The following is a 15,562-nucleotide window of genomic DNA, read 5'->3' on the forward strand; positions in this document are numbered from 1 at the left end:
CCCCCGTTGATTCCCCCGTTGCCCCCCACAGGCACGTCAACGACTGTCATGTACGACAGGTGCTGACGACCGGCGCCACGAACGCATCCCCGCCCTCCCCCGAGGTCTCGGCTGCGCTCGGCCAGGGAAGTACTCCCTCCGACGCCGGACTTCTCGGTACTCCGGCCGACGTCGTGGAGACGCGTGACAACTGCGCTTGCGGTGGTGCTGTGAGTTGCGTTCATCTCGCGCCCCCCATCGGTGGAGTCCGTCCGTTCCTTGTGCCAATGAGCTTGCCGGGGCAGTTTCATGACGCTGTCCGCCGACTGTCACAGGCCTGTCACAGGGCCCGCCGAGCGTGCTCCTGGGGCGCGCGGGATGTATGAGTCGACCCCAACTGTCGAACTGGGGCGCCACCATGGGTCAGAATGACCAGCGTGCCTTTCCTGTTGCTGATCGAGGACGACGACGCCATCCGCACGGCCCTCGAACTCTCGCTGTCACGCCAGGGCCACCGTGTGGCCACCGCGGCGACGGGAGAGGACGGCCTGAAACTGCTGCGTGAGCAGCGGCCGGACCTGGTCGTGCTGGATGTGATGCTGCCCGGGATCGACGGCTTCGAGGTGTGCCGGCGCATCCGGCGCACCGACCAGCTGCCGATCATTCTGCTGACCGCGCGCAGCGACGACATCGACGTCGTGGTCGGGCTTGAGTCCGGCGCCGACGACTACGTGGTGAAACCCGTGCAGGGCCGGGTGCTCGACGCCCGTATCCGCGCGGTGCTGCGCCGGGGCGAGCGCGAGTCCACCGACTCCGCCTCGTTCGGGAACGTGGTGATCGACCGTTCCGCGATGACCGTCACCAAGAACGGGGAGGATCTGCAGCTCACGCCGACCGAGCTGCGTCTCCTGCTGGAGCTGAGCCGCCGGCCGGGCCAGGCCCTGTCGCGCCAGCAGCTGCTCCGGCTGGTCTGGGAGCACGACTACCTCGGTGACTCCCGGCTGGTGGACGCGTGTGTGCAGCGGCTGCGGGCCAAGGTGGAGGACGTGCCGTCGTCGCCGACGCTGATCCGTACCGTCCGGGGTGTGGGCTACCGACTGGACTCGCCTCAGTGAGCGATGCCGTCAAACGGAGCCTGCTCGCCGGGCTCCGCTGGACCAGTCTGCGGCTGCGGCTCGTCGTGGTGTTCGCGCTGGTGGCGCTGACCGCGGCGGTGTCCGCGTCGGGGATCGCGTACTGGCTGAACCGCGAGGCCGTGCTGACCCGTACCCAGGACTCCGCGCTCGGGGACTTCCGCCAGGAGATGCAGAGCCGGGCGGCCTCGCTGCCGCTCCACCCCACCAGGGACGATCTGCAGAACGCCGCGGTGCAGATGGCGAGCAGTTCGCCGGGCTACAGCGTGCTGCTGGTCGACGAGCGCGACACCGGCAAGCCGATCGTCGGCAACTCGGACCTGGACACCTTCACCCTCGACAACGTGCCGCTGTCGCTGCAGAAGGCGGTCAACAAGAGACAGCCGGTGGAGGCGGGCAACAAGTACGAGTACCACCTGTTCTGGCAGCGGACCAGCATCCGCGGCACGCCGTACCTGGTGGGCGGTACGAAGATCATCGGCGGCGGCCCGACCGGCTACATGCTGAAGTCGCTCGACCAGGAGCGGCAGGACCTCAACTCCCTGGCCTGGTCCCTGGGCATCGCCACCGGGCTCGCGCTGATCGGTTCGGCGCTGCTCGCGCAGGCCGCCGCGACGACCGTGCTGCGGCCCGTGCAGCGGCTCGGCGACGCCGCCCGCAAGCTCGGCGAGGGCAAGCTCGACACCCGGCTCGTGGTGTCCGGCACGGACGAACTGGCCGATCTCTCCCGTACGTTCAACCGGACCGCGAGTTCGCTGGAGAAGCGGGTCGCGGACATGAGCGCGCGGGACGAGGCGAGCCGGCGGTTCGTCGCCGACATGTCGCACGAACTGCGCACCCCGCTCACCGCGCTGACCGCCGTCACCGAGGTGCTGGAGGACGAGGCGGACAGCCTCGACCCGATGATCGCGCCCGCGGTGCGTCTGGTGGTGAGCGAGACCCGGCGCCTCAACGACCTGGTGGAGAACCTGATGGAGGTCACCCGCTTCGACGCGGGGACGGCCCGGCTCGTCCTCGACACCGTGGACGTCGCCGACCAGGTCACCGCCTGCATCGACGTCCGCGCCTGGCTGGACGCGGTGGACCTGGACGCCGAGCGCGGCATGATGGTCCGCCTGGACCCGCGCCGGCTCGATGTGATCCTGGCGAATCTGATCGGCAACGCGCTCAAGCACGGCGGTTCGCCGGTACGGGTCACGGTGCGGACCGAGGGCGACCAGCTGGTCATCGAGGTCCGGGACCACGGCCCCGGCATCCCCGAGGACGTGCTGCCCCATGTCTTCGACCGGTTCTACAAGGCCAGCGCCTCACGCCCGCGTTCCGAGGGCAGCGGTCTCGGTCTTTCGATCGCCATGGAGAACGCGCACATCCACGGCGGTGACATCACAGCCGCGAACTCACCGGACGGCGACGGCGCGGTGTTCGTGCTGCGGCTGCCGCGCGACGCCGAGCAGCTCACCCGTTCCGGCGGTGGGCACGATGCCGGGGACCGGGACGAGGAGGGCGACGCGACGTGATGGTCAGCGACAACCGCCGGGCGCGCCGTACGGCCGTGGCACTGGCCGGGACCGTGGTCACGGCCGTGCTGGCCGCGGGCTGCGGGATCAGGTCCACCACGGTGCCGGTGGACGCCGGTGCCGCACCGTCCCAGGTGCCGTGCACGATGTCCGCGGAGAACGTCACGACACAGGCCGCCAGGGGCATCCCCGTACAGATCTATCTGGTCTGCTCCTCGCAGCTGGTCACGGTGGACCGCACGGTGCAGATCGACGAGAACGGCACCGACCGGGTCCGGGTCGCGCAGGCGCTCCTGGACGAGCTGCTGCTGAAGCCGCCCGCCGCGGAGCGGCAGGCCGGGTACTCCACGACCGTGCCGAAGACCCTGCGGGTCGACGGGGCCCGCAGCGGCGACCGGGCGGGCACGCTGCGGCTCAGCGAGCAGCCGGAGGACCTGCGGTCCGAGGCGCTGGCGCAGATCGTCTGCACGTACGCGGAGAGCGACTCGCTCGCCCCGGAGGGCACGGTGGTACTGGGCGGGCCCGGGGCCTACCCGCCGCGCGGGTACCTGTGCACCTCGGAGATGAAGGCGCGGCCCAAGGCGGTACCGACGCCGGCGGTCGGTGCGGGGAACTGAACGCCCGGTGAGCGGCTCGGCGGCGGACGGTACGGCGGACCCGAACACCCCGGTGAACGACTCGGCGGCGGACGGTACGACGGACCGAACACCCCGGTGAACGACTCGACGGCAGGCGCTACGGGAAACCGAACGCCCCGGTGAGCGGCTCGACGGCGCCGGAGAAGTCGGATTTCGGGGCGGCGGAACCGATCCTGCCGTTCGTCGCGTCTTGGGTGGCGTGCGTCAAGGTTCGGACGGTACAGCCGTCATCCGCTTCCGCGCGGCCGGGGTCTCTCTGCTCCTCGCGCATCTGTTGCTTGTCGGGTGGCTGACCCTGCGCCCGCTCGATGTGCCGTGGATGGGCGCCTCGAATCTCCGACCCTTCGCCGGTATAAGAGCGGATCTGTCCCTCGGCCCGGTCGAGGCGGCCCGCCGGATCGGTGAGGGGCTGCTGCTGCTCGCCCCGCTGGGCGTGCTGCTGCCGATGGCCGGGGGCCGGCTCTCCGTCTCCCCGTGGGCCTCGCTGGCCCGGACCGTCGCGGCGGGTGCGCTGATCTCGACGACCATCGAACTGGCCCAGACCGGCGTGCCCGGTCAGGTCGTCGATGTCGATTCGCTGCTGCTGAACACGACCGGTGTGGCCATCGCCCATCTGCTCGTGGTGCCGATGTGCCGGGCGCGGCTGCGCCGCCGGAAGCAGGAGCGGGTCGGGGTGGCCCCCCACCCGAGGGACGAGGCGATCCAGGGTTCGACCCCGACGATTCCCAGGGTCGGGATCGCACCATAGAGCGACGCTTTGCCCCCCTTCGCCGCGCCACCATGGAGACATCGGGAGCACGACGGAGCTGCTCCCTCAGCAACGGTTCGCGAAGGAGCCCACCATGGCCGCACTTGCCCGCCCCCGTGACGGACGCATGATCGGCGGAGTGTGCGCAGCGCTGGCACGGCGCTTCGGCACCTCCGCGGGGACCATGCGCGTCATCTTCCTGGTCTCCTGCCTGCTGCCGGGGCCGCAGTGCCTGCTCTACCTGGCGCTGTGGCTGCTGTTCCCGTCCGAGAAGACGTCCTCGGCCACCGCCTGGTGACCCGGTACGCATACGCCTGTGGGGCGGACACCCGGTCCGGGTGTCCGCCCCACAGGCGTGTGTACGGGGATCAGCCGCCGAGCGGGAGACCGTTGGTCGACAGGCCGCTGGTCTTCAGGCCGCCCGCGGGCATGCCGCCGAGCAGGCCCTTGACCGGGGTGGTGGCCTGACCGACGAGCTTCTGCTGGTCCGTGCCGAGCAGCTTGGTGGCCGTCTCCTGTACCGGCAGGCTCTGGGTCGCCGTTCCCAGTGCCGCGCTCGCGACCGGCAGAGCGGTGGTCGCGGCGTCGGTCGGCAGCACGGCGGCGGAGGCGGTGCCCGCGGCGGCGGCGGCGAAGGCGGCACCGAGAGCGGCGACGCCGAGAGTCCTGACAGCAGACTGCTTCATGTGAAATTCATCCTTGGGGAGAGGGACGTGGGGGGCTCCGAAAAGTAGCCAGCCCGACACTCTTCCCGCAAACACGCCGACACACGGAAAACGGCCGGGAATTCGGCGTCCCGGCCGTTGTCCGCGAAGCCGGGATCAGCCCACGGACGTGGAAGAAACGCTGGTCGCAGCGGTCTGCTCGAAGAGCCACTCCGACTTCAGCTCGGCATATCCGGGCTTGATCACATCGTTGATCATCGCCAGACGCTCATCAAAAGGAATGAATGCCGACTTCATCGCATTGACGGTGAACCACTGCATGTCGTCGAGCGTGTATCCGAAGGTCTCGGTCAGCTTCTCGAATTCGCGACTCATGCTCGTACCGCTCATCAGCCGGTTGTCCGTGTTCACGGTGGCCCGGAAATGCAGCTTCCGCAGCAGCCCGATGGGGTGCTCGGCGTACGAGGCGGCGGCGCCGGTCTGGAGGTTGGAGGTCGGGCACAGCTCCAGCGGGATGCGCTTGTCCCGTACGTAGGAGGCGAGGCGGCCGAGCTTCACGCCGTCGTCGGTGACCTCGATGTCGTCGATGATGCGGACCCCGTGGCCGAGCCGGTCCGCGCCGCACCACTGGAGCGCCTGCCAGATCGACGGCAGGCCGAAGGCCTCGCCCGCGTGGATGGTGAAGTGGTTGTTCTCGCGCTTGAGGTACTCGAAGGCGTCGAGGTGCCGGGTGGGCGGGAAGCCCGCCTCCGCGCCCGCGATGTCGAAGCCGGCCACGCCCTGGTCGCGGTAGCGGTTGGCGAGTTCGGCGATCTCCAGGGAGCGGGCCGCGTGCCGCATCGCGGTGAGGAGGGCGCCCACGCGGATGCGGTTCCCGTCCCGGCGGGCCCGCGACTCGCCCTCGCGGAAGCCCTCGTTGACCGCCTCGACGACCTCTTCGAGGGTCAGTCCGGCTTCCAGGTGCTGCTCGGGGGCGTACCGCACCTCGGCGTAGACGACACCGTCCGCGGCCAGGTCCTCGGCGCATTCGGCGGCCACCCGGACCAGCGCCTCGCGGGTCTGCATGACGGCGCAGGTGTGGGCGAACGTCTCCAGGTAGCGCTCCAGCGAACCGGAGTCGGCCGCCTCGCGGAACCAGATGCCGAGCTTGTCGGACTCGGTCTCGGGAAGTCCCTCGTATCCGCTCTCGCGGGCGAGGTCGACGATCGTTCCCGGGCGCAGGCCGCCGTCGAGATGGTCGTGGAGAAGCACCTTGGGGGCACGCCGGATCTGATCCTGGCCGGGCACATGAAGGGTCGGGCTCATCATTTGCGCACTCTAGCGCCTACGCGCGTAGATTGTCGCTTGCCGATGCGTAACAGTGACCGCGAATACGGGTGGAGTACACCTGTCCTTCTGACACTGTTCTGTCATGGCACAGCGCGCACTCCCCCTGCCCGCCGCAAGGCTGGGACGGGCCGTCAGGACGGCCGGAGCTCCAACCGCGGTCAGCGGCGTCGTTCTGCTGCTCCCGGACGGCGAGCCCGACTCGCACCGTCGCCCGTCCCCCCTCTCGTACGCATTCCAGCTGCCACTGGCCCGCGCCCTGGCCCGCGCCGGCCAGGAGGACGGGCTCGCCGCGCATGTGGTGCGCTACCGCTGCCGGGGCTGGAACGCCACCGACGCCCACCCGGCGGCGGACGCCGAATGGGCGGTGGAGGAGGTCGTACGGCGATACGGCGACGTCCCCGTCTGCCTGGCCGGACACGGCATGGGCGGCCGCGCCGCACTCCGGGCCGGCGGCCACGCCGCGGTCGCCTCCGTGCTGGCGATGGCCCCCTGGCTGCCCGAGGGCGGGGCGGCCGGAGCGGACGGGGCCGACGGGGCGGACGGGGCGGACGGGGCCGACGGACCGGAGCCGGTGAAGCACCTGCTCGGCCGTCAGGTGCTGCTCGTCCACGGCACCAACGACGCCCGCACCGACCCGGAGCTGTCCTTCCGGCTGGCCGAGCGGGCCAAGAAGACCAACCGCGACACCTGCCGCTTCGAGGTCCACTCGGACGGCCACGCACTGCGCCAGCACCGAGCCGAGGTGACGGCCCTGGCCGCGGACTTCGTGTGCGGTTCACTGTTCGGCCGGTCGTACGCCCGCCCGGTCGCCGACGCACTGGCGGCACCGCCGCCGCTGGGACTGCGGATGCCGCTGGCGGCGGGGTTCGGGAAGTCGCTGCGGGGGTGACCGGGCGCTTGAGGGCGGCGTGCCACTTGGGGGCGGGGCTACGGGAAGCGATGGCAGTTTTGTCCGATATGCCGGATTCAATGAAAGTGAAGAAAAACAGCACCTTCTCTCGATAAAGTCGCAGGTCACGAACTGTGGTCCCCGCGCGTGCGGGGATGGTCCCGAGGACAACCCGTACGGGGCGGGCAAGGCAGCGTGGTCCCCGCGCGTGCGGGGATGGTCCCACCCACGCCGCGCGGACCAGCCCCGGTACCGCGTGGTCCCCGCGCGTGCGGGGATGGTCCCGCAGTACTGCGTCTTGACGAGCGAGGACTTGCGTGGTCCCCGCGCGTGCGGGGATGGTCCCCTTGAGTCCCAGGATGATGGTCAGGTACAAGGCGTGGTCCCCGCGCGTGCGGGGATGGTCCCTGCTGCCGAGTCCATCCGGCGCGGGATGCGGCGTGGTCCCCGCGCGTGCGGGGATGGTCCCGCGGCGGCCACCTCGTCGGCGCGGGCCTCGGTGTGGTCCCCGCGCGTGCGGGGATGGTCCCTCCTCGGAGCAGACGGGGCAGCACGGGCCGATGTGGTCCCCGCGCGTGCGGGGATGGTCCCCCGCGATTCGTGCTCATCAGATCGGCCAACTGGTGGTCCCCGCGCGTGCGGGGATGGTCCCCGCACGGTGCCGGAAGAGGTGGTCGCCCAGCAGTGGTCCCCGCGCGTGCGGGGATGGTCCCAGCAGTCCGAAGGCAATCAGGGCGTAGTAGCCGTGGTCCCCGCGCGTGCGGGGATGGTCCCAGCTCTTCGACCGCCCGGCGCAGGCACTCGGCGTGGTCCCCGCGCGTGCGGGGATGGTCCCGGAGTACAGGCAACGGAACAGGGCATCGCCGAGTGGTCCCCGCGCGTGCGGGGATGGTCCCCCCATCAGGAAAGGAAAAATTCATGGACGCCGGTGGTCCCCGCGCGTGCGGGGATGGTCCCTGCCGGCGTGGCCGCCGGGGGCGGTCTGGTCGGTGGTCCCCGCGCGTGCGGGGGTGGTCCCGGCCACGCCTACGAGATCACCGACCCCGCCCCGTGGTCCCCGCGCGTGCGGGGGTGGTCCCGACAGGCCGGACAGGCCAAATTCGCTACCCCGGTGGTCCCCGCGCGTGCGGGGGTGGTCCCGCTTGGCGGATGCTGGTCCCGGAGGTTTCTCCGTGGTCCCCGCGCATGCGGGGGTGGTCCCGCGCGGATCTGGCTCTCGGCCTGGTTCAGGCGGTGGTCCCCGCGCGTGCGGGGGTGGTCCCCAGCTGCTCTTGTGGCCCTTGAGCCCGCGGCCGTGGTCCCCGCGCGTGCGGGGGTGGTCCCTGCCCGTGGCAGAGAGGAAGATGGCTGCATGAGTGGTCCCCGCGCGTGCGGGGGTGGTCCCCGGTCCACGATCGTCCGCAGGATGCTGCGGTGGTGGTCCCCGCGCGTGCGGGGATGGTCCGTGGGACGATGCGCCGGACTACGCCGCGTGGAGGTGGTCCCCGCGCGTGCGGGGGTGGTCCCTCGGTTAAGTTCCGCATCGAGTCCACGTCCCGGTGGTCCCCGCGCGTGCGGGCAGTCCCTGCCGGGGCGGCAGCAGTACGTGGGGTGCCCCTGCCCGGCTTCGGCCGGGTGGTGCGGGCCGGTTTCCGGTTGCCCGGCAGCGTCCACGCCTCCAACTGCCGCCCGTAGGCTCGCCGGGTGAAGACGATCGTGTTCGACATCGGTGAGACCCTCGTCCGGGACGACCGCTACTGGGAGTCCTGGGCGAACTGGCTGGGCGTCCCCGGACACACCCTGTCCGCGCTCGTCGGCGCCGTCACAGCCCAGGGCCTCGACAACGCGGAAGCCCTCCGCCTCCTGAAGCCGGGCATCGACATCGCGGCGGAGTACGCCGCCCGCGAGGCCGCCGGGCTTGGCGAGCGCCTCGATGAGTCCGACCTGTACGAAGACGTGCGGGTCTCGCTCACCGCACTGCGGGAGCGGGGCGTCCGGATTGTCATCGCAGGCAATCAAACGGTGCGCGTCGGTCAGTTGCTCCGCAACATGGATCTGCCGGCCGACTTCATCGCGACATCGGGGGAATGGGGCTGTGCGAAACCTTCCGATGAGTTCTTCGCGCGCGTTCTCGACGCCTCCCGCGCCCCGGCACGGGACACCGTCTACGTCGGTGACCATCCCATGAACGACACCTTCCCGGCGGCACGGGCCGGGCTTCGTACGGCCCATCTTCGCCGCGGCCCCTGGGGTCACCTGTGGGCGGACGATCCCCAGGTGCGGGAGACCGCGGACTGGGTGATCGGGTCTCTCATGGACCTGATCCCCGTAGTCGGCGAGTAATCGATTTCGTACCCGCTCCGTCACTGTGCGGGTACGGTCGGGGCATGTCCGCCGACTCCCCGCGCGAGGTCGGTGCGCGGGTCGCCGCATGCCGACGCGCGCGCCGCCTCACCCAGACCCGGCTCGCTTCCGCATCGCACGTCTCCTACGCCATGATCCGCGCCGTCGAGCGCGGTGCGCGACAGCCGGGCGACGAGGTGCTCGAAGCGATCGCCGCCGTGCTCGCGGTCGACGTCTCGCAACTGCGCACGGGGTACGTCGGGACCGAGCGCCGGGTCCGCAGGGCTCTCCCGGAACTCTCCGCAGTGATCACCGGGTACGAGATCCCGCAGGGCTCCCCGAGGCGGACGGCGAGCGAGCTCACGGAAGCGGTGGGCACAGTGGTGGACTGGCGGCTGGGCGCCCAGTACGGCCGGATCGCTGAAGTGGCGCCGGGGCTCCTCCGCGACGCCATCCGCCATGCCCACACCGCACGCGGCGCCGAACGGCAGGCCGCCACCCGGTTACTGGCCGCCGCCGCCCGTGCCGCCGACGCGATCGCCTTCAAGTACGGGGCGCACGACCTCTCCGCACGGCTGATCGATCTGATGCGGTGGGCAGCCGACCGTACCGGGGATCCCCTCGTCCGGGCCGCCACGGCGTACGTACGGACGGAAGTCTTCCTCGCGGCCCGAGCCCATGCCGTCGGACTCGCGGAGCTGGAGCAAGCGATCGACAACGCTCCCCCACCGTTGTCCCGCCCGACGGCGGCGGCCCGCGGTGCACTTCACATGCGTGCTGCCGTCGTCGCCGGACGATGCGAAGACTCGGACACTGCCGACATCCACTTGGCGCACGCGCGGCGGCTCGGCGATCAAGTCGCGCGCGAGGTCGTCTGCCTGGGCACCGCGTTCGGCCCGGACTCGGTCCGCGTCCACGAACTGTCCGTCGCCGTCAGCCTCGGCCGGAATCACGTCGACCGCGCCCTGCGTGTCGCGACGGAATGGAAGCCGGCCGCCTCTCTGCCCGCAGAGCGACGCAGCGGTTTCTACATCGAACTGGCCCGAGCACAGGAATGGGCCGGCCTGCGGGCCGACGCGTTCGAAAGCCTCAAGGCGGCCCGCGCGGCGGCGCCTCAGCACACCCGCGAGCATCCGTGGGTCCGCGAGGTCATGAGTGGTCTGCGACGCTTCCGCCGTGCCGACGCCGAGAGCCTGTCGCACTTCGCGCACTGGGTCGGCGCAGTCTGACCGGCTGCTACAAGCAGTAGCAGTTGCGCCCCTTCTCGAAGCCCATGCTCTGTCTGTCCGCAACACGCAGGCAGAGGAGAGCTCGTGACCACCGCTGTGCCCACTGCTGAGGCCGGTCTGCCGGATCCCGCGACGCTGTCCGGCGCGCAGCAGCGCGGCGTGCACTGTGTCTGGTGTTCCGTCGCGCTGGCCAACGGCACCGCACATGATCTCGGCCCCCGCCACGTCGATGCCCACGGCACCTCGGCCCTGTGGTTTCCCCGCTGCTGCCCCTCCTGCCGGAAAGGCCGAGAACAGTGATCACAGTGATCACCCTGACGAAACCACAGCCGGTGGATGTCGAGTACCGCGCGCTGCTCGGCCACACCCTGACGTGTCCCACCTGCCGCGCCGGGGCGTCCTGCCCGGCCGCTGCGCGATTCGGCCGGGCCTGGCGGGAGGCCCGCTCGTGAACGTCTGTGTCGACTGCGGCCGCGTCATCCTCGGCGAGGCCGTGACCGTCGCGCCCGGCGACTCGATGTCCGGCGCCCGCCCCGACCTCCGCGCCCACCCACCGCGCTCCCCGGAGTGCCGGCCGCGCGAGCGGTCGCGGGCGGTGCTGCGCCGCAAGCTCGACGCGTCGGAGGGCCGCGGCGAAGGGAGCCCGGTCAGTCCGGCAGCAGGTGGCCCCGGCGGGAGAGCAGGAAGCGTTTGAAGGCGGCGACCGGTGGGGTGTCGGGGTGGCCGTCCAGCCAGGCGACGCCGATCTCCCGGGCCGCCCTGGGGGCCGTGACCGTCAGTTCCACGACGCCGGGGCGGGCCACCGCGGGCGGTGGGAGCAGGGCCACGCCGAGGCCGGCCGCGACCAGGCCGCGCAGGGTCTCCGCCTCCTCGCCCTCGAAGGCGACCCTGGGTGTGAAGCCCGCCTCGGCGCACAGGTCGTCGGTGATCCGCCGCAGGCCGTAGCCCGGTTCGAGTGTGACGAACTTTTCGTCGGCGGCCTCCGCGAGGCGGATGCGGCGGCGGGTGGCGAGGCGGTGGTCCTCGGGGACGACGAGGCGCAGGCGCTGTTCGTCCAGGCGGCGGGCGACGAGGTCGGGGGCGTCGGGAACCGGTGAGGTGAGGCAGAGGTCGAGACCGCCGGCCCGGAGGCGTTCGATCATCGCCTCGCCGTAGTTCTGCACGAGCTGGAAGCGGACCCGGGGATGGTCGGCGCGGAAGGCGCGCAGCAGGGCGGGGACGGTTTCCGAGCCCATGGTGTGGAGGAAGCCGAAGGCGACCTTGCCGGTGGCCGGGTCGGCGTCGGCCCGTACCGATTCGGCGGCCTTCTCGACCTCGGCGAGGGCCCGCTCGGCGGAGCCCAGGAAGGTGCGGCCCGCCGGGGTGAGCGAGACGGTACGGCCCTTGCGGGCGAACAGGGCGACGCCCAGGTCCTGTTCGAGCCTGACCATCGCCCGCGACAGCGTCGACTGCGGTACGCCGAGCTCCTGCGCGGCGCGCGTGACGTGCTCGTGGCGGGCCACCGCCTCGAAGTGGGCCAGTCGCGGCGCGAGGACGGCGCGAATGTCTTCTTCGTAACTACTGGGTGACAGCCGGGGCTGTGAGCTGCGTTCATGCGCCATGGGATTGATTATCGCCACTTCGTGCATTGGACGCATGAAACCGGAGAGCCTACTTTCGAAGCATGCCTCCTGCCAGTACCGGGGCGTCCACGCTCGCCGTGGCCGCCTCGCCCCAGCCGTCCCCCGTCGCCGCCCCCGCCGCCACTGCTCCGGAGCGGCTCGAACCGGGCCGCCCCGGCTACCGCCGGATGAGCTTCGCGCTCTTCGCCGCAGGTGTCGCGACGTTCGCACTTCTCTACTCCACCCAGGCCCTGCTGCCCGCCGTCTCCGCCTCCTTCGGCGCCACGGCCGGGCAGGCGAGCTGGACGGTGTCCGCCGCGACGGGCGCGCTGGCGCTGTGTGTGCTGCCGATGAGCGCGCTGTCGGAGCGGTTCGGGCGGCGGCAGATGATGACCGCCTCGCTGGTGGTCGCGGTGGCGGTCGGGCTGTTCGTGCCGTTCGCGCCCTCGCTCGGCTGGCTGATCGCGCTGCGCGCCGTCCAGGGCGCCGCGCTCGCCGGTCTGCCCGCCTCCGCGATGGCGTACCTGGCGGAGGAGGTACGGCCGAAGGCGCTGGTCGCGGCGATCGGGCTGTTCGTGGCCGGCAACAGCATCGGCGGCATGAGCGGCCGCATCCTCACCGGCTGGATCGCCCAGCTCTGGGGCTGGCGCGCGGCGCTCGGCGCGGTCGGCCTGCTGGCGGTGGCCTGTGCGGTGGTCTTCCACTTCATGATCCCCCGGGCACGCAACTTCACCCCGGGCACGCTCAACCCGAAGGCCCTCGCGAAGACCGTCGGCGGGCACCTCGCCGATCCGCTGCTGCGCAGGCTGTACGCGATCGGCGCGCTGTTCATGACGGTGTTCGGCGCGGTCTACACGGTGATCGGCTACCGCCTGGTGGAGGCGCCGTTCAACCTCCCGCAGGGCATCGTCGGTTCGATCTTCCTCGTCTATCTGGTCGGTACGGTCTCCTCCGCGGCGGCGGGGAAGCTCGTCGCCCGGCTGGGGCGCCGGGGCGCGCTGTACCTCGCCGTCTCCACCACGGCCGCCGGTCTGCTGCTCTCGCTGGCCGACCAGCTGGCCGCCGTGCTCCTCGGCCTGGTCCTGATCACGGCCGGCTTCTTCGCCGGGCACGCGGTCGCCTCCTCGTCCGTGAGCCGTACCGCGACGAAGGGCCGCGCCCAGGCGTCGGCGCTCTACCAGTCCGCGTACTACCTGGGCTCCAGCGCGGGCGGCACGCTGGGCGCGGTCGCCTTCCACGCCGGGGGCTGGGCCGGCACCGTCTCGCTGGGACTGCTCGCGGTCCTCGGCGTCGTCTCGATCACGCTGTACGGGACGCGGGCCGCCCGCGCCGAGCGGCGCCGGCAGGTTCCGGTGGTGTCCGTACGGCACCGGGGCGTGGCCTCCGTACAGAACTGAGACATACGGCGCACAACCATCCACTCCCCGACGCGCGTCTAGCAGGCGGAATCACCTCACGACGCGCGAAGGGGAGTTGGCGTACATGAGAGTCGCGGGGAACATACGGGGAGCACGGCTGCGGCGCGGGCTCGCGATGTCGGTAGCGGGGCTGACCGCGGTACCGGCGCTGGTGCTGGCCACCGGCGGGTCGGCGCAGGCTGCGTCCTGCACGACGTCCACCGGGCCGTACCAGAAGCAGGTCGAGAAGTATCTGAAGCGGCCGGTGGACGGCAGGCAGTCGGCTGCCGACTGCAAGGCGATCAGGTCGTTCCAGAGCACCTACGGGGTCACCCCCACCATCGGGTACGCCGGTCCGGTCACCTGGCGCACGATGAAGACGCTCACCGCCCAGAAGGCGGCCGGCAAGAACCCGAACAAGGACAAGAAGTGCCCCACCAACAAGGGGCGCATCGCGTGCGTGGACCTGACCCGGCAGCTGAGCTGGATCCAGGACGGCAGCAAGCTGAAGTTCGGGCCCGTGCCGGTGCGGACCGGGCGCAACGGCTACGAGACCCGCACCGGGGCGAAGAAGATCTACTGGCGGCACATCAACCACGTCTCGTCGATCTACCACGTGTCGATGCCGTACTCCCAGTTCTTCGACGGGGGCCAGGCGTTCCACGCGGTGGGCGTGAAGATGTGGAACCCGCCGGGGTCGCACGGCTGCGTCAACATGCGTACCGCCGACGCCAAGTCGTACTGGAATCTGCTGAGGAACGGCGACGACGTGTACGTGTACGGGCGCAAGCCCGGAACGTGACCGGAATCCGGGTGGCTTGGACGCTTCCCGCCCCCGTTGTCAGTGGCCTGCGGTAGCTTCCAGAGTGCCGAAGTGAGCGGTGTCACAGCGCAACAGGGGTGGAGCGATGAGTGATCTGACAGCGACGACGGACATCGACAGCCGTCTGGAGGGACACCGGGTCGAGCTGACCGGTTACTGCTACCGGATGCTCGGCTCGGCCTTCGAGGCGGAGGACGCGGTGCAGGACACGCTGGTGCGTGCCTGGCGCAACTTCGACAAGTTCGAGGGCCGTTCCTCGCTGCGTTCCTGGCTGTACCGGATCGCCACCAACGTCTGCCTGGACATGCTGAACGCGGGCAACAAGCGGGCCCGTCCGGTCGATCTGACGGGCCCGACCCCGCTCGCTCAGGCGGCGCTCAACCCCCTGCCGGAGAACACCTGGCTGGAGCCGATGCCGGACGGCCGCATCCTGCCGACGGTGGCCGACCCGGCGGAGGCCGCCGTGGCGCGGGAGTCGGTGCGCCTGGCGTTCGTCGCCGCGCTCCAGCATCTGCCGCCCAAGCAGCGCGCCGTGCTGATCCTGCGCGAGGTGCTGGCCTGGAGGGCGAGCGAGGTCGCCGAGCTGCTCGACACCTCGGTCGCCTCGGTCAACAGCGCCCTCCAGCGGGCCCGGGCCACCCTCACCGAGCACGAGGGCAGGCCCGCCGACGCCGCGAATCCGCTCGACGAGGAGCAGCGCAAACTCCTTGAGCGGTACGTGGCGGCCTTCGAGGGCTACGACATGGCGGCGCTGACCGCGCTGCTCCATGAGGACGCCGTGATGACCATGCCGCCGTTCGACCTCTGGCTCCAGGGGCACGACGACATCACCGGCTTCATGCTCTCCATCGGCGCGGGCTGCGCGGGCTCCCGCCTGGTGGCCACGTCGGCGAACGGCACCCCGGCGTTCGCGCACTACAAGCCGAATCCGGACGGGCCCGGGTTCGTGCCGTGGGCGGTGCAGGTCATCGACATCTCGGACGGGGCCATCACCGGGATGCACTGCTTCCTGGACACGCCGCGCTGGTTCCCGCTCTTCGGCCTGCCGGACCACCTCGACGACGACGCGACGGTGGACGACGACGCGGCGGTGTGAGACCGGACGTGAAGCGCGGCATACGGAACGGGCCGGCCGCCGGCCGGGTGGTGCCGGCGGCCGGTGGCCGACGGCTCGCCCAGCGGATGGGCGGGCCCTCCGCCACCGGCGGGACGGCACGCTTCGGTCGGATCAGCCGGACGGTATGCGGCGTGGCCGGGCCTGCGGACCCGGAGGGGTGGGGCGAGGGCTGAGG

Annotated in this window: 15 protein-coding genes, 1 pseudogene and 1 CRISPR repeat array; of the genes and pseudogenes, 12 read left to right on the forward strand and 4 right to left on the reverse strand. The window is 71.3% G+C overall.

What is annotated here, in order from left to right:
• A pseudogene (locus AADR41_RS37165) lies at positions 1–224 on the reverse strand (SigE family RNA polymerase sigma factor); the annotation flags it as partial.
• Between the two features lie 192 nt (positions 225–416).
• Between AADR41_RS37165 and afsQ1 the strand changes: the two are divergent.
• From afsQ1 to AADR41_RS37190, 5 genes are all read left to right on the forward strand, one after another.
• Complete coding sequence (afsQ1, locus tag AADR41_RS37170; RefSeq protein WP_342286516.1) at positions 417–1,094, forward strand: two-component system response regulator AfsQ1; 678 nt, start codon at positions 417–419, stop codon at positions 1,092–1,094.
• Positions 1,091–2,629 carry a HAMP domain-containing sensor histidine kinase gene (locus AADR41_RS37175; protein WP_342286498.1) on the forward strand — a complete coding sequence of 513 codons (1,539 nt, stop codon included), beginning with the start codon at positions 1,091–1,093 and terminating at the stop codon, positions 2,627–2,629. Before afsQ1 ends, AADR41_RS37175 begins: the two co-directional genes overlap by 4 nt.
• On the forward strand, positions 2,629–3,246 hold the full coding sequence (locus AADR41_RS37180; RefSeq protein ID WP_342286517.1) for a GerMN domain-containing protein: 618 nt from the start codon (positions 2,629–2,631) through the stop codon (positions 3,244–3,246). Before AADR41_RS37175 ends, AADR41_RS37180 begins: the two co-directional genes overlap by 1 nt.
• Positions 3,247–3,466: 220 nt before the next feature.
• Entirely contained in the window at positions 3,467–4,015 is a 549-nt protein-coding gene (locus tag AADR41_RS37185) for a VanZ family protein (protein ID WP_342286500.1), read from the forward strand.
• A gap of 94 nt (positions 4,016–4,109) precedes the next feature.
• Positions 4,110–4,313, forward strand: coding sequence for a PspC domain-containing protein (locus AADR41_RS37190; RefSeq protein ID WP_342286501.1), 204 nt, complete (start codon positions 4,110–4,112; stop codon positions 4,311–4,313).
• 70 nt (positions 4,314–4,383) lie between these two features.
• Here AADR41_RS37190 and AADR41_RS37195 read toward each other — a convergent pair whose 3' ends face one another.
• On the reverse strand, positions 4,384–4,701 hold the full coding sequence (locus AADR41_RS37195; RefSeq protein ID WP_259928207.1) for a hypothetical protein: 318 nt from the start codon (positions 4,699–4,701) through the stop codon (positions 4,384–4,386).
• Positions 4,702–4,836: 135 nt separating this feature from the next.
• Positions 4,837–5,988, reverse strand: coding sequence for an adenosine deaminase (locus tag AADR41_RS37200; RefSeq protein ID WP_342286502.1), 1,152 nt, complete (start codon positions 5,986–5,988; stop codon positions 4,837–4,839).
• Positions 5,989–6,091: 103 nt separating this feature from the next.
• Between AADR41_RS37200 and AADR41_RS37205 the strand changes: the two genes are divergently transcribed.
• From AADR41_RS37205 to AADR41_RS37220, 4 genes are all read left to right on the forward strand, one after another.
• A complete protein-coding gene (locus AADR41_RS37205; RefSeq protein ID WP_342286504.1) occupies positions 6,092–6,898 on the forward strand; it encodes an alpha/beta hydrolase family protein in 807 nt (268 codons plus the stop codon).
• 134 nt (positions 6,899–7,032) lie between these two features.
• Positions 7,033–8,404: a CRISPR direct-repeat array (repeat unit 29 nt; unit sequence GTGGTCCCCGCGCGTGCGGGGATGGTCCC).
• Between the two features lie 177 nt (positions 8,405–8,581).
• Positions 8,582–9,220: an HAD family hydrolase gene (locus AADR41_RS37210; RefSeq protein WP_342286506.1), complete on the forward strand. Its 639-nt coding sequence runs from the start codon at positions 8,582–8,584 to the stop codon at positions 9,218–9,220.
• A gap of 44 nt (positions 9,221–9,264) precedes the next feature.
• On the forward strand, positions 9,265–10,449 hold the full coding sequence (locus tag AADR41_RS37215) for a helix-turn-helix domain-containing protein (RefSeq protein ID WP_342286508.1): 1,185 nt from the start codon (positions 9,265–9,267) through the stop codon (positions 10,447–10,449).
• 84 nt (positions 10,450–10,533) lie between these two features.
• A complete protein-coding gene (locus AADR41_RS37220; protein ID WP_342286509.1) occupies positions 10,534–10,749 on the forward strand; it encodes a hypothetical protein in 216 nt (71 codons plus the stop codon).
• Between the two features lie 347 nt (positions 10,750–11,096).
• Here AADR41_RS37220 and AADR41_RS37225 read toward each other — a convergent pair whose 3' ends face one another.
• Positions 11,097–12,050, reverse strand: a complete 954-nt coding sequence (locus AADR41_RS37225; RefSeq protein WP_342286510.1) for a LysR family transcriptional regulator — start codon at positions 12,048–12,050, stop codon at positions 11,097–11,099.
• Between the two features lie 62 nt (positions 12,051–12,112).
• On the opposite strand from AADR41_RS37225, the gene AADR41_RS37230 reads away from it, so the two are divergent.
• From AADR41_RS37230 to AADR41_RS37240, 3 genes are all read left to right on the forward strand, one after another.
• On the forward strand, positions 12,113–13,447 hold the full coding sequence (locus AADR41_RS37230) for an MFS transporter (protein WP_342286511.1): 1,335 nt from the start codon (positions 12,113–12,115) through the stop codon (positions 13,445–13,447).
• Between the two features lie 85 nt (positions 13,448–13,532).
• Positions 13,533–14,249 carry a L,D-transpeptidase family protein gene (locus AADR41_RS37235; RefSeq protein ID WP_342286512.1) on the forward strand — a complete coding sequence of 239 codons (717 nt, stop codon included), beginning with the start codon at positions 13,533–13,535 and terminating at the stop codon, positions 14,247–14,249.
• Between the two features lie 106 nt (positions 14,250–14,355).
• Positions 14,356–15,366 (forward strand): sigma-70 family RNA polymerase sigma factor, encoded by a 1,011-nt coding sequence (locus tag AADR41_RS37240; protein ID WP_342286514.1) that lies wholly within the window; start codon positions 14,356–14,358, stop codon positions 15,364–15,366.
• Positions 15,367–15,562: the final 196 nt, after the last annotated feature.

The sequence above is a fragment of the Streptomyces sp. CLV115 genome (genome assembly GCF_038448545.1).
Taxonomy (GTDB): domain Bacteria; phylum Actinomycetota; class Actinomycetes; order Streptomycetales; family Streptomycetaceae; genus Streptomyces; species Streptomyces sanglieri.